We start from the raw sequence: 21,085 nt of genomic DNA, 5'->3' as shown, positions 1-21,085 counted from the left end.
TAAGATCCCTGAAAGATGATCAGGTTGATAGGTCAGAGGTGGAAGCATGGTGACATGTGGAGCTGACTGATACTAATAGATCGAGGACTTAACCAACGCTTTTTAAAAAATGAAATACCTTCTTATTATCTAGTTTTGAAGGAACAACGTTCCTTATATGTTTGGTGGCGATAGCGAAGAGGTCACACCCGTTCCCATTCCGAACACGGCAGTTAAGCTCTTCAGCGCCGATGGTAGTTGGGGGTTTCCCCCTGTGAGAGTAGGACGCCGCCAAGCCATTTCAAAAGATCAGCCATCCGGCTGGTCTTTTTTTTGTATTGATATACTTTCAGCTTTCGGGGAGAAGTGATGTAGATTAACATCTAGTTCGGCCTGTAGACTAATCTAGTCGACCTGTAACGAAATAGTTATACCCGCAGACTATTAATTTCCTCCAAAATTGGAAAAAACGACCTGGAACTTAATTTGATTCGACCTATCGTTAACACTTGAATTGAAATAATTCATGACAGTAAGATATGAATATGTACCGGATCATGGAGCAATGGGTAATTTTAAGAATCAGGCCATCGTAATTCAGAGGGGAAGAAGGGTAGGATATTGAAGGGGATGTATAAATTTATGGGTGCAGGTGCTTTGACGGAAGACAGGGATATCATATTCTGAGACATTATGGAATTTTCATTATAATGTAATCGGCTTTTTTGAAATGTATTCTTGTCTTTACTTGTTCTTTTCATTATACTAGGAAGAATTTATTAATGATAATAATGCAAACTGCAAGCTAAGGAAGACAGACAAAATAGAATCAAGGAAGGATCGGTATTGTGAGTAAAAAGAGTAAGGAAAAGTTTGAAGTTATCGAGGGCGAGACGATCGATGCATGTTTAGACCGAATTAAAGCGGCAGGGTATTTTCCTGTAAGGAGGACGGAAGAGCCTATCTTTGCCGAGAGAATCGAGAATGGCAAGGTCCATTATGTGCCAGTTGATCGAAAAATTGTATTTGAAGCAAAATTAATTGAGTAAAACACGAACGATTAATTAATATCATGTAAAATTATTCGATTTTAACTTGACATTAAAATGGCCGGAAGGTAAGATGAAGGTACATTAATACATCTCATATAATCATGGGGATATGGCCCAAAAGTTTCTACCTGATGACCGTAAATCATCGGACTATGAGAAAAGCATCTGACTATTTCGGAAACTAGCCAAGTCTTTTTGTGATTTTTCAAAGGGCTTTCTGTTCCGGACAGGTTGCTTTCTCAATGAGGAAGCAACCTGTCCGGTTTTTTTAATTTACATGTTATAGATAAAATGATAAGCGTCCGTCTGCATACCCGGGACGCCATAATATGAGTGTTGGAGGGAAAGATGATATGAAACCGCAAGTTGGGGTTATTATGGGAAGTGTCTCGGATTGGGAAACGATGAAGTACGCTTGTGAATCATTGGAACAGCTTGAGATTCCCTATGAAAAAAGAGTCGTTTCCGCCCACCGGACGCCGGATTTACTATTTGAATATGCAGAGAGTGCAAAAGATAGAGATATTAAAGTGATTATTGCCGGAGCAGGCGGGGCTGCACATCTTCCAGGTATGACCGCAGCTAAAACGATTGTCCCTGTGATAGGCGTGCCAATACAGTCGAAGGCATTAAATGGGATGGATTCGTTATTATCGATTGTTCAAATGCCTGGTGGCGTACCGGTTGCAACGGTTGCGATCGGAAAAGCTGGCGCAGTCAATGCCGGTTTGTTTGCGGCTCAAATATTAGCCGCTTTTGATTCTGACATTGCTGATAGGTTAGAGGCTTTACGAAACGAAACCAGAGAAAAGGTGTTACAGAGCAGTGAACAACTTAAATAATACAATCATTTTACCGGGACAGACCATTGGGATAATCGGCGGTGGGCAATTGGGCAGGATGATGGCCTTATCGGCTAAGGCATCGGGCTTTAAGATAGCGGTCCTTGAACCGACTGCTGAAGGTCCATGTGCTCAAGTGGCGGATATTGAAATCACTGGTGCTTATGATGATATCGAAGCATTGAAAAGATTGGCTGAGGTCAGTGACGTCATAACATACGAGTTTGAAAATATCAGCTCAGAAGCATTGGATTGGTTAAAGCAACATGCATTCCTTCCACAGGGCTCCGAATTATTAAAGCTGACACAGGATAGATTGACGGAAAAAAAAGCCATATCTGATGCGGGAGCTTCCGTTGCTCCATATCAGGAAATACAGGATATTTCAGAAATTTACCTTCATATAGAGAAATTAGGGTACCCTAGTGTGTTAAAAACGACGCGGGGCGGTTATGATGGAAAAGGGCAGTTGGTCATTAAGGAAGAAGCCGATATCAAAAAGGCTGAAACCCTGCTCAAAACAGGTAAATGTGTGCTGGAAGCCTGGATTCCTTTCGTAAAAGAAATCTCCATTATCGTGACGCGCAAGGCAAATGGCGAGGCAAGTCATTTTCCGATTGCGGAAAACATTCATATTGAAAACATTCTTCATAAAAGCATTGTTCCCGCCCGTATTAGTCAACAAGCTGAACGGAAAGCTATTAATGAAGCTTTGCAGCTTGCAGAGAAACTTGATTTGGTGGGGACATTGGCAGTCGAGATGTTTTTAACCGCTCAGGATGATATCATCATTAATGAATTAGCGCCAAGACCTCATAACTCTGGCCATTATACAATGGAAGCATGTGAGACCTCACAGTTCGAACAGCATATAAGGGCTGTCTGCAATTGGCCGCTCGGAAATACGGCGTTATTGAAGCCTGTGGTAATGATAAACATCCTTGGTGAGCATATCGGGCCCTTAATGGGCGAAATTCCGACGCTTTCAGATTGGAAGGTTCACCTTTACGGTAAGAAAGAAGCCAAAATTAAGCGAAAAATGGGTCATGTGAATATTTTACGTCCAACAATTGAGGAAGCTCTTTTGGAAAGTGATCGAAGCAAAATATGGAATCAACAGGTTGAAACGGAGGAAGTAAAATGATTGAACGTTATACCCGCCCAGAGATGGGAAACATTTGGACAGAAAAGAACCGCTTTAATGCGTGGTTGGAAGTTGAAATCTTAGCATGTGAAGCATGGTCTGAGCTAGGTGTCATTCCAAAAGAAGATGTGAAGCTTCTTCGTGAAAATGCCACATTCGATGTGGACCGTATCAATGAAATCGAAAAAGATACACGCCACGATGTTGTTGCCTTTACACGTGCGGTTTCTGAAACGTTGGGTGAAGAACGGAAATGGGTCCATTACGGACTGACTTCCACTGATGTGGTGGATACAGCTCTTTCATATGTGATAAAGCAAGCGAATGAGATCCTTGCCAAGGATTTAAATAACTTCGTGGAGATTCTGAAAAATAAAGCAAAAGAACATAAATACACAGTTCAAATGGGGCGTACACATGGAGTTCATGCTGAACCGACCACTTTTGGGTTGAAACTGGCTCTTTGGTATCAAGAAATGAAACGCAATGTCGAACGTTTTGAAGAAGCAAGAAAGAACATAGAGGTTGGGAAAATCTCTGGAGCTGTCGGAACTTACGCTAACATCGACCCGTTCGTTGAAAAATTCGTTTGTGAAAAGCTTGGCCTTGAAGCAGCGCCAATTTCAACACAAACATTGCAGCGCGATCGCCACGCACATTATATGAGCACATTGGCTTTAATTGCGACATCAATCGAAAAATTCGCAGTGGAAATTCGCGGCTTGCAAAAAAGTGAAACACGCGAAGTGGAAGAATTCTTTGCAAAAGGACAAAAAGGATCATCGGCAATGCCTCATAAACGGAATCCAATCGGTTCTGAAAATATGACGGGTATGGCTCGTGTCATCCGCGGTTACATGATGACAGCATATGAGAATGTGCCATTATGGCATGAACGTGACATTTCGCATTCTTCTGCTGAGCGCATCATCTTGCCGGATGCAACGATCGCATTAAACTACATGCTGAACCGTTTCAGCAACATAGTGAAGAACTTGACCGTTTATCCAGAAAATATGAAACGCAATATGGACCGTACGCTTGGATTGATTTTCTCACAACGTGTGCTGCTTTCCCTTATCGATAAAGGACTTGTCCGTGAAGAAGCTTATGATACGGTTCAGCCGAAAGCGATGGAAGCATGGGAGCTTCAGGTTCCATTCAGAAGCCTGATCGAAAAGGATGATAAAATCACGAGCTTGCTTACGAAAGAAGAACTTGATGATTGTTTCGATCCTACACATCACCTGAAAAATGTTGATGTAATCTTTGATCGTTTAGGTTTATAAAAGTGAAGGCGGCAAACATGGCACCTCTAAACGGTGATATGTTTGCCAAGCCTGATCAATGGCAGGAAGATTCATAATATTCACAATGTGGGGGTCTTGACAGATGGAAAAACGAGAATTGTTGTATGAAGGAAAAGCGAAACAGATTTTTGCAACGGACAACAGTGAAATTGTTTGGGTGGAATACAAGGATTCGGCAACAGCATTCAATGGTGAAAAGAAGTCAGAGATTGCCGGAAAAGGTAAGTTGAATAATCAAATTACTAGCTTACTATTTTCAAAGCTTGCCCAAGAAAATATCCCTTCCCATTTTATTGAAATGCTTTCCGACCGGGAGCAGCTAGTCAAAAGGGTATCCATCATTCCGCTAGAAGTCGTTGTCAGAAATACGGCTGCCGGCAGTTTTTCTAAAAGAACTGGCGTTGAAGAAGGCCAGCCGCTCAAGAAAACGCTGATTGAGTTTTACTATAAAGATGACGAACTCGGCGATCCTCTGTTAACGGAAGACCATATTGAAGAATTGGAACTTGCAAGCAAGGAAGATGTAGCGATTTTAAAAGAAAAGGCACAAGAAATCAGTATCGTCTTGACTTCCTTCTTTAAAGAGTTGGACATTAAATTGATTGATTTTAAATTAGAGTTTGGCAAAACCTCGAATGGAGACATTCTGCTGGCAGATGAAATTTCACCTGATACCTGCCGATTATGGGATATTAAAACGAACGAAAAGTTAGACAAAGATGTATTCCGCCGTGATTTAGGAAGTTTAACAGATGCTTACGAAAAAATACTAGCAAAGTTGGAGGGCACTCAACATGTATAAGGTTAAGGTATATATCACACTACGCGAAAGTGTACTAGATCCACAGGGAGCAGCAGTGCAACAATCACTTCATAGTTTGACTTATAACGAAGTTAGTGATGTTCGAGTGGGGAAATACATTGAACTTACAATTAAAGATACGGATCGTGATTTAGATCAACTTGTGAAGGAAATGTGTGAAAAACTATTGGCCAATACGGTAATTGAAGCTTACCGCTATGATGTTGAGGAGGTTATCACCCAATGAAATTTGCTGTCATAGTTTTCCCTGGTTCCAATTGTGATGTCGATATGTACCATGCGATAAAGGATGCACTGGGGGAAGAAGTGGAGTATGTTTGGCACTCTACAGACAATCTAGATCAGTATGATGGGATTCTTCTTCCTGGAGGTTTCTCTTATGGAGACTACTTACGCTCTGGAGCAATTGCAAGATTTTCGAATGTAATGGCTGAAGTCGTAAAAGCCGCACAAGCAGGAAAGCCTGTATTGGGTGTCTGCAATGGTTTTCAGATATTACTTGAAGCAGGACTTTTACCTGGTGCGATGCGCCGTAATGAAGGCTTGAAATTCATTTGCCGCAATGTAGGACTGAAAGTTGAAAATAATCAATCGTTGTTCACGACAGGGTATGAATTAAATGAAACGATTACGATCCCTGTTGCCCATGGTGAAGGGAATTACTACTGCGATAATGAGACATTGGCTGAATTAAAACAAAATAACCGCATCTTGTTCACGTATGATGGCGAAAATCCAAACGGAAGCTTGGAGCAAATAGCGGGAATTACAAATGAACAAGGAAATGTCCTCGGAATGATGCCTCATCCCGAACGTGCTGTTGATTCGCTGCTTGGCAGTAAAGACGGCTTAAAGATTTTTCAATCCATCGTAAAAAACTGGAGGGAATCACATGTTATTACAGCTTGAACCAAGTCCGGAAAAAATTAAATCGGATCGATTGTACGCAACTATGGGACTATCCGATGATGAATTTGCAATGGTGGAGAAAATCTTAGGCAGACTGCCGAATTATACGGAAACTGGATTGTTTTCGGTTATGTGGTCAGAGCATTGTTCCTACAAAAATTCAAAACCCATCTTAAGAAAATTCCCGATTACAGGGGAGAAAGTGCTACAAGGCCCTGGTGAAGGAGCAGGTATCGTTGATATCGGTGACGATCAGGCTGTTGTTTTTAAAATTGAAAGTCATAACCATCCTTCGGCAATAGAGCCTTACCAGGGTGCCGCTACTGGTGTCGGCGGAATTATCCGTGATGTTTTCTCCATGGGTGCCCGTCCGATAGCGATGTTGAACTCGCTTCGCTTCGGTGAACTAGACAATGATCGCGTGAAATATTTATTTAAAGAAGTGGTTGCAGGGATTGCAGGATACGGAAATTGTATCGGAATTCCAACTGTCGGCGGAGAGATTCAGTTTGATCCATCGTATGAAGGTAACCCTCTTGTCAATGCGATGTGTGTCGGTTTGATCGATCATAAGGACATTAAAAAAGGCCAAGCGCATGGAGTGGGCAACACAGTGATGTATGTGGGTGCCAAAACTGGACGTGATGGTATTCATGGAGCAACATTTGCATCTGAAGAGCTATCAGAGTCTTCCGAAGAAAAACGGCCTGCCGTACAAGTAGGCGATCCATTCATGGAGAAACTGCTTTTGGAAGCATGCCTTGAATTGATTCAAAATGATGCCCTTGTTGGCATTCAAGATATGGGAGCAGCGGGTCTTACAAGCTCATCTGCCGAGATGGCGAGTAAAGCTGGCTCAGGAATAAAAATGAACCTGGATTTGGTACCGCAGCGTGAAACAGGTATGACAGCCTATGAAATGATGCTTTCTGAATCACAAGAGCGGATGCTGATCGTTGTCACTAAAGGACGCGAACAGGAAATCGTCGACTTGTTTACGAAATATGACCTAGAAGCGGTTGCTGTTGGTGAAGTAACGGATGATAAAAACCTAACCCTTTCCCATCAAGGTGAAATCGTTGCTGAGGTGCCGGTTGATGCATTGGCTGAAGAAGCTCCGATTTATCATAAGCCTTCTGCAGAACCGCAATATTTCCGTGACTTCCAAAGCATGACGGCAGAAGTGCCAGTCATTGAAGATTATAAAGAAACATTGGTATCACTATTGAAGCAACCGACAATTTCGAGTAAAGAATGGGTCTACGACCAATATGATTACATGGTCCGCACGAATACAGTCGTCTCACCTGGATCGGATGCGGCGGTAGTGCGTGTACGTGGTACGAATAAAGCACTTGCCATGACGACGGATTGCAACTCCCGCTTTATTTATTTAGATCCTGAAACAGGCGGCAAAATCGCAGTGGCTGAAGCAGCCCGTAACATCATTTGCTCGGGTGCGGAACCTTTAGCGATTACGGATTGCTTGAATTTTGGGAATCCAGAAAAACCAGAAATATTTTGGCAACTGGAAAAAGCGGCGGACGGTATGAGTGAAGCATGCAGAAGCTTAAGTACTCCTGTAATCGGCGGAAATGTTTCCCTTTATAATGAAACGAATGGTGAAGCGATTTATCCGACACCTGTAGTTGGTATGGTTGGTCTGGTCAGTGACCTTAAGCACATCACAACTCAAACATTTAAAAATGAATCCGATTTGATTTATGTGGTCGGCGAAGCGAAAGTTGAATTTGGGGGCAGTGAATTACAGAAAATGCTCGAGGGTAAAATCTTTGGACGCGCTCCAGAACTTGATTTGGCTGTTGAACAAAAACGTCAGCAGCAAATTCTGACGGCAATCCAAAAAGGACTTGTTGCATCAGCCCATGACCTTTCGGAAGGCGGTTTGGCAGTAGCTTTAGCTGAATCTTTATTCGGAACTAGCAAACTGGGGGTAAAAGTGAATATATCCGGCGAACCTGTATCCGAATTATTCAGTGAAACGCAATCACGTTTCTTACTGTCCATCAATCCTGAAAATCAAGCGTCATTTGAAGCTCTTGTTGAAGATGCGATTTGCATAGGTTCAGTAACGGCTGATAATAAATTAGTCGTGGCAACAAGTGATAGCAAAGTATTGGAAGCGGACGTTGAAGATTTACAAACAGCTTGGAAGGGAGCCATACCATGCTTGCTGAAATAAGAAGCCTAAACGAAGAGTGTGGTGTTGTTGGAGTCTGGGGACATCCCGATGCTGCACAGCTTGCTTACTACGGTTTGCATAGCTTGCAACATCGTGGTCAAGAGGGAGCTGGCATCGTCGTGACGGATGGTGAGCAGATGTCCATCTCTAAGGGCGAAGGACTTGTCACAGAGATATTCACTGCGGAAAAAATGCAGGCACTTTCCGGGAGCGGTAAAGCGGCAATCGGCCATGTCCGTTATACAACGGCAGGCGGCGGCGGGTATCAAAATGTTCAGCCATTCCTGTTCAATTCGCATACAGGAGGGCTGGCCCTTGCTCATAATGGGAATATCGTCAATGCCCATCAATTAAAAGCACAGCTTGAAGGTCAAGGAAGCATTTTTCAAACGACATCTGATACGGAAGTTCTGGCCCATCTGATTAAACGCTCCGGCTACTCGGATGTAAGAGATTCCGTGAAGAACAGTTTAAGCATGCTGAAGGGCGCCTATGCCTTTGTCATCATGACCGAAAACCAAATGATCATGGCAAGAGATCCGCACGGCTTCCGTCCGCTTTCCTTGGGGAAAATAGGCGATGCATATTTCGCTGCATCCGAAACATGTGCACTTGATATTGTAGGTGCAGAATTCATCCGCGATATTGAGCCGGGTGAACTCGTTGTCATTAATGATGAGGGAATCACATCCGAATACTTTTCGCTTTCCAGCCAACAGGCAATGTGCACGATGGAGTACGTGTATTTTTCCCGTCCGGATAGCAACATTGATGGTATCAATGTTCATACGGCACGAAAAAATCTTGGCAAACAAATGGCACTGGAAGCAAGAATTGAAGCAGATGTAGTTACAGGTGTACCTGATTCCAGCATTTCGGCAGCAATAGGCTATGCTGAAGCTGCAGGCATTCCCTATGAAATGGGTCTAATAAAAAACCGGTATGTTGGACGGACTTTCATTCAGCCATCACAAAGTCTGCGTGAACAAGGCGTAAAGATGAAACTATCACCTGTAAGAGGGGTAGTAGAAGGCAAGCGGGTCATAATGGTTGATGATTCAATTGTCCGTGGGACAACGAGCAGAAGGATTGTCCGCATGTTAAAAGATGCCGGAGCGAAAGAAGTGCATGTAGTAATCAGCTCACCACCGATCAAGAATCCATGTTTTTATGGCATAGACACGTCTAAAAAGGAAGAACTGATTGCGAGCTCTAAATCCGTGGAGGAAATAAGGGAAATCATCGGTGCTGATTCCTTAACCTTTTTAAGTGTCGAAGGTATGGTCGAAGCAATTGGACGACCGTTTCCTGGAGAAACGCGCGGTTCATGCCTAGCTTGTTTCACCGGAAATTATCCGACTGAAATTTTTGAATACGAACGAGAAAAAACAAAATGTTAATCAAGTCGGCAATGATGATTGATTTTCGGAGGAGGATTTCAAATGGCTAATGCATATAAACAGGCTGGTGTGGATATTGAGGCTGGTTATGAAGCGGTAAATCGAATGAAAAAACATGTAAAGCGCACATTTCGTCCAGAAGTAATGAATGGTCTGGGCGGTTTCGGCGGCATGTTTGATTTATCTTCCTTGAACCTTAAAGAACCTGTGCTCATTTCTGGTACGGATGGAGTGGGTACTAAACTTTTGTTGGCGTTCATGATGGATAAACACGATACAATTGGAGTGGATTGTGTAGCTATGTGCGTCAATGATGTTGTCGTTCAAGGTGCTGCACCTTTATACTTTTTAGATTATATTGCCTGCGGTAAAGCAGATCCTGAACGAATTGAAATGATCGTCAAAGGAATTGCAGATGGCTGTGAGCAGGCGGGCTGTGCTTTAATCGGCGGAGAAACGGCTGAAATGCCAGGCATGTACGAGACGGAAGAATACGATGTGGCAGGTTTCACTGTAGGTGCCGTTGAAAAATCACGTCTGATTACTGGTGAAGCAATCTCGGCTGGTGATGTTGTCATTGGACTTGCTTCAAGCGGCATCCACAGTAATGGGTATTCCCTTGTTCGTAAAATCCTTCTTGAAGACTCGGGTATGGGGCTTCATGACTTCGTACCGGAACTGGATTGCAAGTTGGGAGAGGAATTATTAAAACCGACAAAAATCTATGTGAAGTCCGTTCTATCGACGTTGGAAAAATTTGAGGTTAACGGTCTTGCCCATATCACCGGCGGAGGATTCATCGAGAATATTCCGCGTATCCTTCCTGAGGGATGCGGTGTTGAAATCGAGCTTGGAAGCTGGGAAATTCCAACTATATTTTCATTCCTTGAAGAAAAAGGGAACCTTGTAAAAGAGGAAATGTTCAATATCTTCAATATGGGTATTGGAATGACGGCCGTCGTCAAAAAAGAAGTGGCATCGGATGTGCTGGCCCACCTAAAGTCTTGCGGTGAAGAAGCCTCAGTTATCGGAACGATCGTGGATGGAAATGGAGTGTCGTTCAAATAATGAAACGCCTTGCTGTCTTTGCATCAGGTAACGGTAGTAATTTTCAATCAATAGCTGAAGCAATAAAAAGTGGAAAGTTGGAGGCGGAAATCTGTCTTGTCGTTTGCGATCGTGAAGACGCCTATGTGCTAGAGAGAGCAAAGCTTGAGAATATTGACACTTTCTCCTTTTCAGCAAAGAATTACTCTAACAAGACTGAATATGAAATGGAAATACTTGGAAAACTTCGCCAGTATGAGATAGAATTCATCATTCTTGCTGGTTATATGCGTTTGATCGGTCAGACTTTATTACAAAAGTATTCACAGAGGATTGTGAACATCCACCCTTCACTTCTGCCTAGTTTTCCAGGCAAGGATGCAATTGGCCAGGCTTTTGATGCCGGAGTGAAGGAAACGGGAGTAACCGTTCATTATGTGGATGATGGAATGGACACAGGACCGGTCATTGCCCAAAAAGCAGTGCCAATTCTCGAAGGGGATACGAAAGATATCCTTCAGAAAAGGATTCAGGAAATGGAGCATGACTTGTATCCATCAGTTTTGCAGGAGCTGTGCCACAAGAAACTTACTTAATGGAGGGACCAACATAACATGAAGAAACGCGCGTTAATTAGTGTATCGGATAAAACAGGTATCGTAGAATTTGCCCAAGGTTTAATTGAGGCAGGTTTTGAAATCATTTCTACAGGCGGTACCAAAAAAACGCTTCAGGAAAATGGTATTGAGGTTATTGGAATCAGTGACGTCACCGGGTTCCCGGAAATATTGGATGGACGTGTTAAAACGCTTCACCCGAATGTCCATGGAGCAGTGTTGGCAAAACATGATGACACAAATCACGCAGCACAGCTTGCTGAGCATAATATTGAACCCATTCAACTTGTCTGTGTAAACCTATATCCATTCCAGGCGACTATTTCCAAACCGGAAGTCACTGTGGAAGATGCTATTGAAAACATTGATATCGGTGGACCGACAATGCTTCGTTCTTCTGCTAAAAATCACGAATATGTGACTGTTATCGTTGATTCCAATGATTATCCTACCGTATTGGCTGAGCTGAAACAAAACGGGGGGGTAACAAAAACCACGAATCGCCGCCTGGCTGCAAAAGTTTTCCGTCATACGGCAGCATATGATGCAGTTATTTCAGAGTATATGACAGAGCTTGCCGATGAAGAAAATCCCGAATCATTGACTGTTACCTATGAATTGAAACAGTCGCTTCGTTATGGTGAAAATCCACATCAAAAAGCCGCATTCTATAAAAAACCGCTTGGTTCCGTTTTCTCAATTGCAGAGGCGAATCAATTACATGGAAAAGAACTTTCATACAACAACATCAATGATGCTGATGCAGCACTTCAAATCGTTAAAGAATTCAATGAGCCGGCTGCTGTTGCTGTCAAACATATGAATCCTTGCGGCGTCGGTGTCGGTGCGACCATCTTGGAAGCATATGAAAAAGCTTATGAGGCAGATGCCACTTCCATTTTCGGCGGGATCATCGCTTTGAACCGTGAAGTCGATAAGGCAACTGCGGAAAAGCTTCATGAAATTTTCCTTGAAATCATCATTGCCCCTGGGTTTACACAAGAGGCAGCGGAAGTATTGACAAACAAGAAAAATCTACGTTTATTAACGATCGATTTCGACGCGGTCAAAAAGCCTGAACGTAAATTGACATCCATTGAGGGCGGATTACTTATTCAAGATCGGGATGCACATAGCTTAAAGGATGCAGAGGTAAAAGTGGCAACGAAACGTGAGCCTACCCCTGAAGAGTGGAAAGCCATGGAACTTGGCTGGAAAATCGTGAAACATGTCAAGTCGAATGCAATAGTGGTTTGTAACGATCAAATGACATTAGGTGTTGGCGCAGGTCAAATGAACCGTGTAGGAGCTGCAAAAATTGCCCTGGAACAAGCTGGGGAAAGAGCGACAGGAAGTGCATTGGCATCAGATGCTTTCTTCCCGATGGATGATACTGTAGAAGCGGCGGCAAAAGCGGGCGTCACGGCAATTATTCAGCCTGGTGGATCTGTTAAAGATGAGGATTCAATAAAGAAAGCTGATGAATATGGGATTACAATGGTGTTTACAGGAATTCGTCACTTTAAACATTAATCAAAAACGAGGTGCGATAATGAATGTACTAGTAATTGGCCGGGGCGGCAGGGAGCATGCCATAGCCCGCAAACTATTTGAAAGTAAACGGGTTGGGACTGTTTTTGCAGCACCGGGAAATCCAGGGATGACCGATGTGGCGACTCTTGTTCCAATTGATGAAAACAATCACGGGGAATTGGTTACCTTTGCCAAAAAGAATGCAGTTTCATTAACGGTGATCGGGCCCGAAACACCATTGTTAAATGGACTTGCCGATGATTTTGCGGAGTCTGGATTACAGGTATTTGGCCCTAATGGCCGTGCTGCTGTCATCGAGGGAAGTAAATCCTTTGCTAAAGATTTAATGAAGAACTACAGCATTCCGACAGCGGAATATGAAACATTCTCAGATTATGATTCAGCAAGGGCATATATCGAAAAAATGGGTGCACCCATCGTCATAAAAGCGGATGGTCTGGCTGCAGGAAAAGGTGTCGTAGTTGCCATGACGATGGAAGAGGCGTTGGACGCCATCCATGATATGCTTGTCGGAGCAAAGTTCGGAGAAGCATCTGCGAAAGTCGTTATTGAGGAATTCCTTGACGGCGAGGAATTTTCATTGATGGCATTCGTTAATGGAGAAAAAGTGTATCCTATGGTCATTGCTCAGGATCATAAGCGGGTTTTTGATGGAGATCAGGGTCCGAACACAGGTGGAATGGGTGCATATTCACCGGTGCCGCAAATTTCCGATGAAATGATTCAGACTGCAGTCGAAACGATTCTTAAGCCCACGGTAAATGCAATGATTTCTGAGAATCGGAGCTTTACAGGAATATTATATGCCGGGTTGATCGCTACTGAAAAAGGCACAAAAGTCATTGAGTTCAATGCCCGTTTTGGCGATCCGGAAACTCAAGTTGTTTTACCGCGCCTAAAAACAGATTTCGTAGATACGCTTGAAGCGGTTCTTTCTGGAGCGGATTTACAACTTGAATGGCATGATGAAGCCGTGCTTGGAGTGGTCGTCGCAGCTGATGGATATCCAGGGGAATATAAAAAGGGATCTATCATTAAAGGCTTGGAAAAGATTGATCTGAAAGCCCATGTTTATCATGCTGGAACGGCTCTCAATAATGAGGGGAACTTCATCTCGAATGGCGGACGTGTACTTCTGGTTGCTGCAAAAGGGAAAGATTTGGCCTCTGCCCAAGCTGAAGTATATAAAGAGTTAGGGTATATTGAGAAAGACGGCTTATTTTGGCGAACGGATATTGGCTATCGTGCAATAAAATACAATTTTTCATCATAATATAAAGAAGCTGACTCTAAGCGGAGTCAGCTTCTTCTTTAGAAAAAACTTAATATGTATCAATTTGATTTAGATTCATTTTCCTGTTTTGGTTCACTTTTCATCAAGTTCTGTCCGTTTTCCATCGCATCGACGACAGGACAATAGCGGAGTATGCCTTCGCCTATTTTCATGGCAGAAAGCATCACCACGATTATATAAGATTGGTTTTTCCATGGTTTTTTCACCATTTTAGTCATAGCCCATGTTAAAAATGTAAAACCACAGGTAATTCGCATTAATGCATTTATTATACTGATATTTTGTTTAAACTTCATTTAAAGTCCATCCCTTCACAAAAATTTAACAATATTCTGGCTTACATTACTGTTCTAATGGGGCAAGTATGTTACTATGAAATAAAATTGGATTGAAAATGGTTTTTTTCATACATCTTTTTCTAATAACCTATGGGGGAATGTTTATGCTTGAACAGCGCTATAGATGGAAAAATAAACATCTAAGAGAACATATAGATGTGCTGGATGGCAATAGGGCACCACACATTCTGCTTAAAAATGCGACTTATTTAAATCAGGCTTTACGAAAATGGGTGAAGGCGAATATTTGGATATATGAGGATCGCATCATATATATTGGCGATGAGCTTCCAGATAATATAGACCGCTGTGAAATGGTAGACTGTACAAACCAGTACTTGGTGCCGGGTTATATTGAGCCGCATTCACACCCTTCTCAATTATATAATCCCCTTTCTTTTTCACGTTATGCATCACATTTCGGCACAACGACATTGATCAATGATAACTTGCCGTTTCTATTGCAGTTAGATAAAAAGAAAGCGTTTTCTCTTTTGAAAGAATTACGTAATATTCCTGTAACAATGTATTGGTGGAGCCGTTTTGACGGACAAACGGAATTGATTGATGAAGATACGGTCTTTTCCCATGGCGCCGTTAAATCATGGCTGGAGCATGATGCCGTATTACAGGGCGGGGAACTGACTGGATGGCCGAAGCTTCTCGATGGGGATGACTTGATGCTGCACTGGATTCAGGAAGCCAAGCGAATGAGGAAGAAAATAGAAGGACACTTTCCAGGCGCTTCAGAGAAAACTTTAGCAAAAATGACCTTATTCGGCGCTGATTGTGATCATGAGGCAATGACAGGTGATGAGGTCATGTCTCGCTTGCTGCAGGGCTATTATGTATCGTTAAGACATTCTTCGATCCGTCCGGATTTACCAAAGCTGATACAGGAAATCCATGAACTGGGCATCGATCATTATGACAAATTCTTTTATACGACAGATGGATCGCCGCCGTCCTTTTATGAAGGTGGTTTCATAGACTGCTTGATCAAAATAGCGATAGAGCATGGTGTTCCGGTCATCGATGCATATAATATGGCAACTATCAACATCGCACGATATTATAACATTGAATACCTTCATGGCAATATTGCCACAGGAAGGGTGGCGAACATCAACTTCCTTACCGATGTAAAGGAACCCGCACCGGTTTCGGTAATGGCAAAAGGAAAATGGGTTAAAAGGGATGGTGAAATCATTCCGGATAAACAGGAAATCGAATGGAGTGATTTCGATTTTAAACCGCTCGATCTTGATTGGGATCTTAGTTTAAAGGAAGATTTTGAATTTTCCATGCCGTTTGGAATTGAATTGGTCAATAATGTCATTACGAAACCGTACTCGCTTGCCAATGATGTTGGCCATGAAGAACTGAACTTTGAGGATGATGAATGCTTTTTCATGCTTATCGATCGGGAAGGGAAATGGCGCATCAATACGATATTAAAAGGGTTTGCGGACAAATTATGCGGCTTCGCCGGCTCTTATACAAATACAGGTGATATCATACTGATCGGTAAAAGGAAAAAGGATATGCATTTGGCATTTAACCGGCTGAAGGAAATCGGCGGTGGAATCGTTTTAACGGAGCAAGGCAAGGTGATCCATGAACTGCCTCTTAAATTAAAGGGAGTCATGTCCACCAAGGAGGTTCCTCAACTGATAGAAGAAGAAAATGAATTGAAACATTTGCTGCGTGAGAGGGGCTATCGCTTCGCTGATCCTGTGTACACCCTTTCATTCTTTTCGACAACCCATCTGCCATATATAAGGCTAACCCAGCGAGGAGTATATGATGTAATGAATAAAACTATACTCTTTCCTACTATAATGCGTTAAAATATAAGAGAAGAAATGGCTAATAAATCAGAGGAGTGGAAAGATGAACCTTAAGAGAGTTCTTTTCATCGTTATTGCTATTTTACTGCTGTCAGGTTGTTCTACGAAAGAAGATCCTGCATCGGATGACAATAAGCCGAAAGACCAAGCTGTCATCAAAAATACAGATGTGAAAAATGAACCTTCCAATGAGTTTCCACTAACAGGTATAGCCACCGATGCAGGCAGTGAGCGCAGGGCTGCAGCAGTGATGATTAACAATCATCCGGAAGCACGCCCACAATCGGGCCTCTCAGAAGCAGATATCGTCTTTGAAATGCTCGCAGAAGGTGACATAACCAGATTTTTAGCTATCTTCCAAAGTGAAATGCCAAGCCAAATCGGTCCGATCCGGAGTGCAAGGGACTATTATATCGAATTGGCTAAAGGCCTTGATTGCATCTATGTCTGTCATGGGAACAGCCCCGAGGCAAAAAACATGCTGGACAAAGGGTATATTGATAACTTGAACGGATTATATTATGATGGTACTTTGTTTCAACGTTCGGCAGATCGAAAAGCACCGCATAATTCCTATACCTCCTTTGATGACATCGAGAAAGGTGCGAAGGAAAAGGGATATGAGCTGAATGGTGCACCGGAGCCTTATGCTTTCCTTACGAAGGAAGAGGCAGCTGGACTTCAAGGGGAACCGGCGTTGAAAACCGAGGTTTCCTACGGATCAGACGAGTATGATGTACAGTATGAATACGAAGCCACGGAAGAGAAATATAAACGTTATTCGAATGGAAAGCAAACAGTCGAGCATAAATCGAATAAACCTATTTTACTGGATAATATATTGATCATTGAGGCTGCTCATCAAGTGATCGACGATAAAGGGCGTCGTAAAATCGACTTGAAAAATGGCGGAAATGGTTATTTACTTCAAAAAGGAAAAGCGAATGAAGTAGAATGGGTTAATAAGGATGGTCGGATTATACCAGTGAAAAACGATAAAGAAGTAGGGTTGATCCCAGGTAAAACTTGGATCAATATTATTCCGGATGAACCTGGTTTAGTAGGAGACGTCTCATTTTGATACCCATGAAATTGAGGGGGAGTAACATGCAAATTGATAAGTTAAGAGGGAAAGAAACGGATCAGCTGTTTAAGTCGATCCTTTCCTTGCGTGATTTAGACGAATGCTATCGATTTTTTGATGATTTATGCACAGTTAATGAAATTTCATCACTGGCACAGCGTCTTGAAGTAGCCCGCATGCTTGAAGAAGGAAAAACCTATCATAAAATCGAAACGGAAACGGGTGCAAGCACGGCTACGATTTCCAGGGTCAAACGCTGCTTGAATTACGGAAATGATGCTTATTCCATGGCACTTAACCGTATTAAGGATAACGTCGAGGAAACAACCGAATCCTAATTCTTTCGATCAAAATAAAAAGCCGGGGAATTCATTTCCCGGCTTTTTATTTTGAGTTCAGGACTCTCTTTTCCGGCTGTCTTTCAACCGTATCCATGTTATATTGGATTTTAGATTCAGAGGTTCCATTTGGTAATAACATTTTATCGATACTTCTCTTTTTTAATGAAAAATCTTAATGCTATAATGGTGTAATGGGAAGTGTGAATGGAGGATTATAATGTACGATTTTCGCGAGTGGAAACATGTTTTCAAACTCGATCCAAATAAAGAAATAAGTGATGAGGCCCTAGAAAAAGTCTGTGAATCCGGTACTGATGCAATCATGGTCGGGGGAACGGATGGAATCACGCTAGAGAATGTGCTTCATTTAATGGCACGTGTCAGACGATATACCGTCCCATGTGTGATGGAAATTTCTTCAGTTGAAACGGTGACGCCAGGATTTGATTTATATTTCATTCCGAGTGTCCTGAATAGCACCAACCCGGATTGGATGATGAAATTGCATCAGCAAGCAGTCAAGGAATACGGTTACCTTTTGAATTGGGATGAAATTTTCGTTGAAGGGTACTGTATCCTGAATCCTGAGTGCAAGGCGGCCCAGTTGACGAAAGCCAATACCGATTTGGATATGGATGATGTGGGTGCTTACGCGATGATGGCAGAAAAGATGTTCAACCTGCCGATTTTTTATTTAGAATACAGCGGTGAGTATGGCGATGTCCAAATGGTGGAAGCGGTCAAGGAGAGTTTGGAGGATACCGTACTATTCTATGGCGGTGGGATAAAATCGGTTGAACAGGCCAAAGAGATGTCCAAGATTGCGGATGTCATCGTTGTCGGCAATGTGATATATGAAGATTTGAAAGTGGCACTTGCAACAGTTTCGGCAGTTAAATGAAATCATATAATAAATATAGTATACTAAAACAGAAACGAATGTTCGTATAGGTGGTGTGATAATGCAATATTTAGCGGAAAAATTACTAATAGGTTTGAATGAACAGCAACAAAAAGCAGTGAAAGCAACTGATGGCCCACTTTTAATCATGGCTGGGGCAGGAAGTGGAAAGACGCGTGTGCTGACTCACCGAATAGCTTACTTGATGGTCGAGAAGGAAATAGCGCCTTGGAACATCCTTGCAATCACGTTCACCAACAAAGCGGCACGTGAGATGAAGGAGAGGATCCGTGCCATACTTGGCGGTGCGTCCGAAGATATCTGGATTTCGACTTTCCACTCGATGTGCGTCCGTATTTTACGAAGAGATATCGACCGTATCGGATTTAATAGGAACTTCTCGATATTGGATACGACGGATCAGCAATCGGTCATAAAACAAATCATGAAAGACCGTAATATGGATACAAAGAAATATGATTATCGTGCCATTTTGGGTAGCATCAGTTCAGCGAAAAATGAATTGGTCGGACCGGAAGAGTACCTGAAGACGGCGTCTGATTACTTCACTAAAGTAACGGCCGATGTATATACGGAATACCAAAAACGGCTGCGTAAAAATTCAGCGCTCGATTTTGATGATTTGATCATGATGACGATTCAATTGTTCCAGCTCGTACCTGAGGTCCTTGAATATTATCAGCGTAAATTTCAATACATTCATGTTGATGAGTACCAAGATACGAACAGGGCTCAATACATGCTTGTTAAACTATTGGCTTCACGCTTCCGTAATCTCTGTGTTGTCGGGGATTCCGATCAATCGATCTATCGTTGGCGCGGTGCGGATATTGCGAATATCCTTTCATTTGAAAAGGATTATCCGAATGCCAACATGATTTTCCTTGAACAGAATTACCGCTCGACGAAAAAGATTCTTGCAGCGGCGAATAAGGTCATCGATAACAATCAAAACCGGAAGCCGAAAAATCTTTGGACCGAGAATGCAGATGGCAATAAGATATTCTATTACCGTGCAGACAATGAACAAGGGGAAGCGCAATTCGTAGCCGGAAAGATAAATGAGTTAGTCCAGGATGGCAGCCGGAAATATTCAGATATAGCAATACTTTACAGAACAAATGCACAATCACGTGTCATGGAGGAAGTTCTGCTTAAATCCAATATAAATTATGCAATTGTCGGGGGCACCAAGTTCTATGACCGTAAAGAGATTAAGGATTTACTTGCCTATCTTCGCCTTATTGCGAATCCTGATGATGACATCAGTCTTCGCCGGGTAATCAATGTACCAAAACGCGGAATTGGTGCAACTTCAATGGACAAAGTGGCAGATTATGCGGATCAATATGATGTTTCCATTTATAAAGCACTGGAATCCGTTGAAATGGCAGGGATAAGCGGGAAGGCTACCAAAGCGGCAAGGGAATTCCATACGCTGATCACTAACTATACAAATCAGCAGGAATACTTATCCGTGACGGAACTTGTGGAGGAAGTCATTAAGAAAACCGGTTACCGTGAGATGCTGCAGGCGGAAAAAACGATTGAATCACAAAGCCGCCTTGAAAATATAGATGAGTTTTTATCTGTTACGAAAGCATTCGAAGATAACAGCGAGGACAAATCATTGGTGGGATTTTTGACTGACCTTGCGTTGGTTGCCGATATAGACCAACTTGATGAGAATTCCGAAGAAGCTACAAATACGGTAACGTTGATGACGCTGCATTCAGCGAAGGGACTTGAATATCCGGTGGTCTTTCTATTGGGCCTTGAAGAAGGGGTATTCCCTCACAGCCGCTCGCTTATGGATGAAGAGGAGATGGAAGAAGAACGCCGTCTGGCTTATGTGGGAATTACAAGGGCTGAAAATGAACTATTCATAAGCAATGCCCAAATGCGGACATTGTATGGACGGACGAGCATGAATCCCGTTTCACGTTTCATTAGTGAAATACCAGATGAACTTCTTGAAGATCTAAAACCGAAACCGGCCCCTAGAGCTAGGCAAACACCTTTCAGTTCTTCGAGAACCGAATCTCCTTCAACTGCTTCAACAAGAAAAGTGCCTGCATTCGGAAGAGCTGTTTCTGCGCCATCCGCAACGGGCGGTGAAGAGATCGGCTGGGCTGTCGGTGACCGTGCCTCCCATAAAAAATGGGGTATAGGAACCGTGGTAAGCGTAAAAGGGGAAGGCGAAGGGAAGGAATTGGATATAGCCTTTCCAAGTCCAATCGGCATCAAGCGCTTATTGGCGAAATTTGCACCAGTTGAAAAAGCTTAAGATTAATATGTTTCCACTGGTAAAGAATAGGGATATCTGACTTTAGACACACCGCTCTTCTATAAGAAGTGCGGTGGAGTCTTCTTTAG

At 42.7% G+C, this 21,085-nt stretch carries 19 protein-coding genes, 2 rRNA genes and 1 riboswitch; of the genes, 20 read left to right on the top strand and 1 reads right to left on the bottom strand.

All coding sequences use genetic code 11. From position 1 onward, the window contains the following. The 15 genes from ACFVS1_RS22575 to purD all read left to right on the top strand — a co-directional run. Window positions 1-96, top strand: a 23S ribosomal RNA gene (locus ACFVS1_RS22575); the annotation flags it as partial. Window positions 97-160: 64 nt separating this feature from the next. After that, window positions 161-276: ribosomal RNA gene (gene rrf, locus ACFVS1_RS22570) — 5S ribosomal RNA — on the top strand. A gap of 551 nt (window positions 277-827) precedes the next feature. Then, window positions 828-1,028 (top strand): NETI motif-containing protein, encoded by a 201-nt coding sequence (locus tag ACFVS1_RS22565; protein WP_095390347.1) that lies wholly within the window; start codon window positions 828-830, stop codon window positions 1,026-1,028. 74 nt (window positions 1,029-1,102) lie between these two features. Further along, window positions 1,103-1,204: riboswitch (purine riboswitch) on the top strand. 180 nt (window positions 1,205-1,384) lie between these two features. Further along, complete coding sequence (purE, locus tag ACFVS1_RS22560) at window positions 1,385-1,873, top strand: 5-(carboxyamino)imidazole ribonucleotide mutase (RefSeq protein ID WP_076372819.1); 489 nt, start codon at window positions 1,385-1,387, stop codon at window positions 1,871-1,873. Next, window positions 1,857-3,017, top strand: a complete 1,161-nt coding sequence (gene purK / locus ACFVS1_RS22555) for a 5-(carboxyamino)imidazole ribonucleotide synthase (protein WP_387550644.1) — start codon at window positions 1,857-1,859, stop codon at window positions 3,015-3,017. Before purE ends, purK begins: the two co-directional genes overlap by 17 nt. After that, entirely contained in the window at window positions 3,014-4,306 is a 1,293-nt protein-coding gene (purB, locus tag ACFVS1_RS22550; RefSeq protein ID WP_034306123.1) for an adenylosuccinate lyase, read from the top strand. Before purK ends, purB begins: the two co-directional genes overlap by 4 nt. 103 nt (window positions 4,307-4,409) lie before the next feature. Beyond that, on the top strand, window positions 4,410-5,129 hold the full coding sequence (gene purC, locus ACFVS1_RS22545) for a phosphoribosylaminoimidazolesuccinocarboxamide synthase (protein ID WP_352926706.1): 720 nt from the start codon (window positions 4,410-4,412) through the stop codon (window positions 5,127-5,129). Continuing rightward, entirely contained in the window at window positions 5,122-5,376 is a 255-nt protein-coding gene (gene purS / locus ACFVS1_RS22540) for a phosphoribosylformylglycinamidine synthase subunit PurS (RefSeq protein ID WP_034306118.1), read from the top strand. The genes purC and purS overlap by 8 nt, the downstream gene beginning before the upstream one ends. Beyond that, window positions 5,373-6,059 carry a phosphoribosylformylglycinamidine synthase subunit PurQ gene (purQ, locus tag ACFVS1_RS22535; RefSeq protein ID WP_387550639.1) on the top strand — a complete coding sequence of 229 codons (687 nt, stop codon included), beginning with the start codon at window positions 5,373-5,375 and terminating at the stop codon, window positions 6,057-6,059. Before purS ends, purQ begins: the two co-directional genes overlap by 4 nt. Next, the gene (gene purL / locus ACFVS1_RS22530; protein WP_387550636.1) at window positions 6,043-8,262 is read left to right on the top strand and encodes a phosphoribosylformylglycinamidine synthase subunit PurL; all 2,220 of its coding nucleotides are present in this window, start codon (window positions 6,043-6,045) and stop codon (window positions 8,260-8,262) included. The genes purQ and purL overlap by 17 nt, the downstream gene beginning before the upstream one ends. Continuing rightward, a complete protein-coding gene (purF, locus tag ACFVS1_RS22525) occupies window positions 8,247-9,662 on the top strand; it encodes an amidophosphoribosyltransferase (protein ID WP_241590149.1) in 1,416 nt (471 codons plus the stop codon). Before purL ends, purF begins: the two co-directional genes overlap by 16 nt. A 42-nt stretch (window positions 9,663-9,704) precedes the next feature. Then, window positions 9,705-10,730, top strand: a complete 1,026-nt coding sequence (gene purM / locus ACFVS1_RS22520) for a phosphoribosylformylglycinamidine cyclo-ligase (RefSeq protein WP_241590148.1) — start codon at window positions 9,705-9,707, stop codon at window positions 10,728-10,730. After that, on the top strand, window positions 10,730-11,305 hold the full coding sequence (gene purN / locus ACFVS1_RS22515; RefSeq protein ID WP_387550631.1) for a phosphoribosylglycinamide formyltransferase: 576 nt from the start codon (window positions 10,730-10,732) through the stop codon (window positions 11,303-11,305). Before purM ends, purN begins: the two co-directional genes overlap by 1 nt. A gap of 18 nt (window positions 11,306-11,323) precedes the next feature. Continuing rightward, the gene (purH, locus tag ACFVS1_RS22510) at window positions 11,324-12,859 is read left to right on the top strand and encodes a bifunctional phosphoribosylaminoimidazolecarboxamide formyltransferase/IMP cyclohydrolase (RefSeq protein ID WP_387550628.1); all 1,536 of its coding nucleotides are present in this window, start codon (window positions 11,324-11,326) and stop codon (window positions 12,857-12,859) included. Window positions 12,860-12,878: 19 nt separating this feature from the next. Then, a complete protein-coding gene (gene purD, locus ACFVS1_RS22505) occupies window positions 12,879-14,153 on the top strand; it encodes a phosphoribosylamine--glycine ligase (protein WP_387550625.1) in 1,275 nt (424 codons plus the stop codon). Between the two features lie 59 nt (window positions 14,154-14,212). Here the strand turns inward: purD and ACFVS1_RS22500 are convergent, their stop codons facing one another. Further along, window positions 14,213-14,470 (bottom strand): YgaP-like transmembrane domain, encoded by a 258-nt coding sequence (locus tag ACFVS1_RS22500; RefSeq protein WP_387550622.1) that lies wholly within the window; start codon window positions 14,468-14,470, stop codon window positions 14,213-14,215. Between the two features lie 146 nt (window positions 14,471-14,616). Between ACFVS1_RS22500 and ACFVS1_RS22495 the strand changes: the two genes are divergently transcribed. The 5 genes from ACFVS1_RS22495 to pcrA all read left to right on the top strand — a co-directional run bounded on the left by ACFVS1_RS22495 (window position 14,617) and on the right by pcrA (window position 20,996). Further along, on the top strand, window positions 14,617-16,362 hold the full coding sequence (locus ACFVS1_RS22495) for an adenine deaminase C-terminal domain-containing protein (RefSeq protein WP_387550619.1): 1,746 nt from the start codon (window positions 14,617-14,619) through the stop codon (window positions 16,360-16,362). Window positions 16,363-16,405: 43 nt separating this feature from the next. Then, window positions 16,406-17,443 carry a DUF3048 domain-containing protein gene (locus ACFVS1_RS22490; protein WP_387550616.1) on the top strand — a complete coding sequence of 346 codons (1,038 nt, stop codon included), beginning with the start codon at window positions 16,406-16,408 and terminating at the stop codon, window positions 17,441-17,443. Window positions 17,444-17,469: 26 nt separating this feature from the next. Then, window positions 17,470-17,784, top strand: a complete 315-nt coding sequence (locus ACFVS1_RS22485; RefSeq protein ID WP_034306094.1) for a YerC/YecD family TrpR-related protein — start codon at window positions 17,470-17,472, stop codon at window positions 17,782-17,784. A gap of 220 nt (window positions 17,785-18,004) precedes the next feature. Beyond that, window positions 18,005-18,688, top strand: a complete 684-nt coding sequence (gene pcrB, locus ACFVS1_RS22480; protein ID WP_387550612.1) for a heptaprenylglyceryl phosphate synthase — start codon at window positions 18,005-18,007, stop codon at window positions 18,686-18,688. A gap of 61 nt (window positions 18,689-18,749) precedes the next feature. Continuing rightward, window positions 18,750-20,996 (top strand): DNA helicase PcrA, encoded by a 2,247-nt coding sequence (pcrA, locus tag ACFVS1_RS22475; RefSeq protein WP_387550610.1) that lies wholly within the window; start codon window positions 18,750-18,752, stop codon window positions 20,994-20,996. Window positions 20,997-21,085: the final 89 nt, after the last annotated feature.

Origin of the sequence: Peribacillus sp. NPDC058075, assembly GCF_042885195.1 — a bacterium.
Classification (GTDB): domain Bacteria; phylum Bacillota; class Bacilli; order Bacillales; family DSM-1321; genus Peribacillus.
This window is presented reverse-complemented; position numbering and strand designations above follow the sequence as displayed.

What these genes read in the sequence shown, in the direction of transcription:
- ACFVS1_RS22500 (WP_387550622.1), bottom strand. Translation starts at nt 14,470, where the DNA reads ATGAAGTTTAAACAAAATATCAGTATAATAAATGCATTAATGCGAATT.
- purB (WP_034306123.1), top strand. Translation starts at nt 3,014, where the DNA reads ATGATTGAACGTTATACCCGCCCAGAGATGGGAAACATTTGGACAGAA.
- purC (WP_352926706.1), top strand. Translation starts at nt 4,410, where the DNA reads ATGGAAAAACGAGAATTGTTGTATGAAGGAAAAGCGAAACAGATTTTT.
- pcrB (WP_387550612.1), top strand. Translation starts at nt 18,005, where the DNA reads ATGTACGATTTTCGCGAGTGGAAACATGTTTTCAAACTCGATCCAAAT.
- purH (WP_387550628.1), top strand. Translation starts at nt 11,324, where the DNA reads ATGAAGAAACGCGCGTTAATTAGTGTATCGGATAAAACAGGTATCGTA.
- purE (WP_076372819.1), top strand. Translation starts at nt 1,385, where the DNA reads ATGAAACCGCAAGTTGGGGTTATTATGGGAAGTGTCTCGGATTGGGAA.
- purN (WP_387550631.1), top strand. Translation starts at nt 10,730, where the DNA reads ATGAAACGCCTTGCTGTCTTTGCATCAGGTAACGGTAGTAATTTTCAA.
- purS (WP_034306118.1), top strand. Translation starts at nt 5,122, where the DNA reads ATGTATAAGGTTAAGGTATATATCACACTACGCGAAAGTGTACTAGAT.
- ACFVS1_RS22485 (WP_034306094.1), top strand. Translation starts at nt 17,470, where the DNA reads ATGCAAATTGATAAGTTAAGAGGGAAAGAAACGGATCAGCTGTTTAAG.
- pcrA (WP_387550610.1), top strand. Translation starts at nt 18,750, where the DNA reads ATGCAATATTTAGCGGAAAAATTACTAATAGGTTTGAATGAACAGCAA.
- purM (WP_241590148.1), top strand. Translation starts at nt 9,705, where the DNA reads ATGGCTAATGCATATAAACAGGCTGGTGTGGATATTGAGGCTGGTTAT.
- purD (WP_387550625.1), top strand. Translation starts at nt 12,879, where the DNA reads ATGAATGTACTAGTAATTGGCCGGGGCGGCAGGGAGCATGCCATAGCC.
- ACFVS1_RS22495 (WP_387550619.1), top strand. Translation starts at nt 14,617, where the DNA reads ATGCTTGAACAGCGCTATAGATGGAAAAATAAACATCTAAGAGAACAT.
- purL (WP_387550636.1), top strand. Translation starts at nt 6,043, where the DNA reads ATGTTATTACAGCTTGAACCAAGTCCGGAAAAAATTAAATCGGATCGA.
- ACFVS1_RS22490 (WP_387550616.1), top strand. Translation starts at nt 16,406, where the DNA reads ATGAACCTTAAGAGAGTTCTTTTCATCGTTATTGCTATTTTACTGCTG.
- purF (WP_241590149.1), top strand. Translation starts at nt 8,247, where the DNA reads ATGCTTGCTGAAATAAGAAGCCTAAACGAAGAGTGTGGTGTTGTTGGA.
- purQ (WP_387550639.1), top strand. Translation starts at nt 5,373, where the DNA reads ATGAAATTTGCTGTCATAGTTTTCCCTGGTTCCAATTGTGATGTCGAT.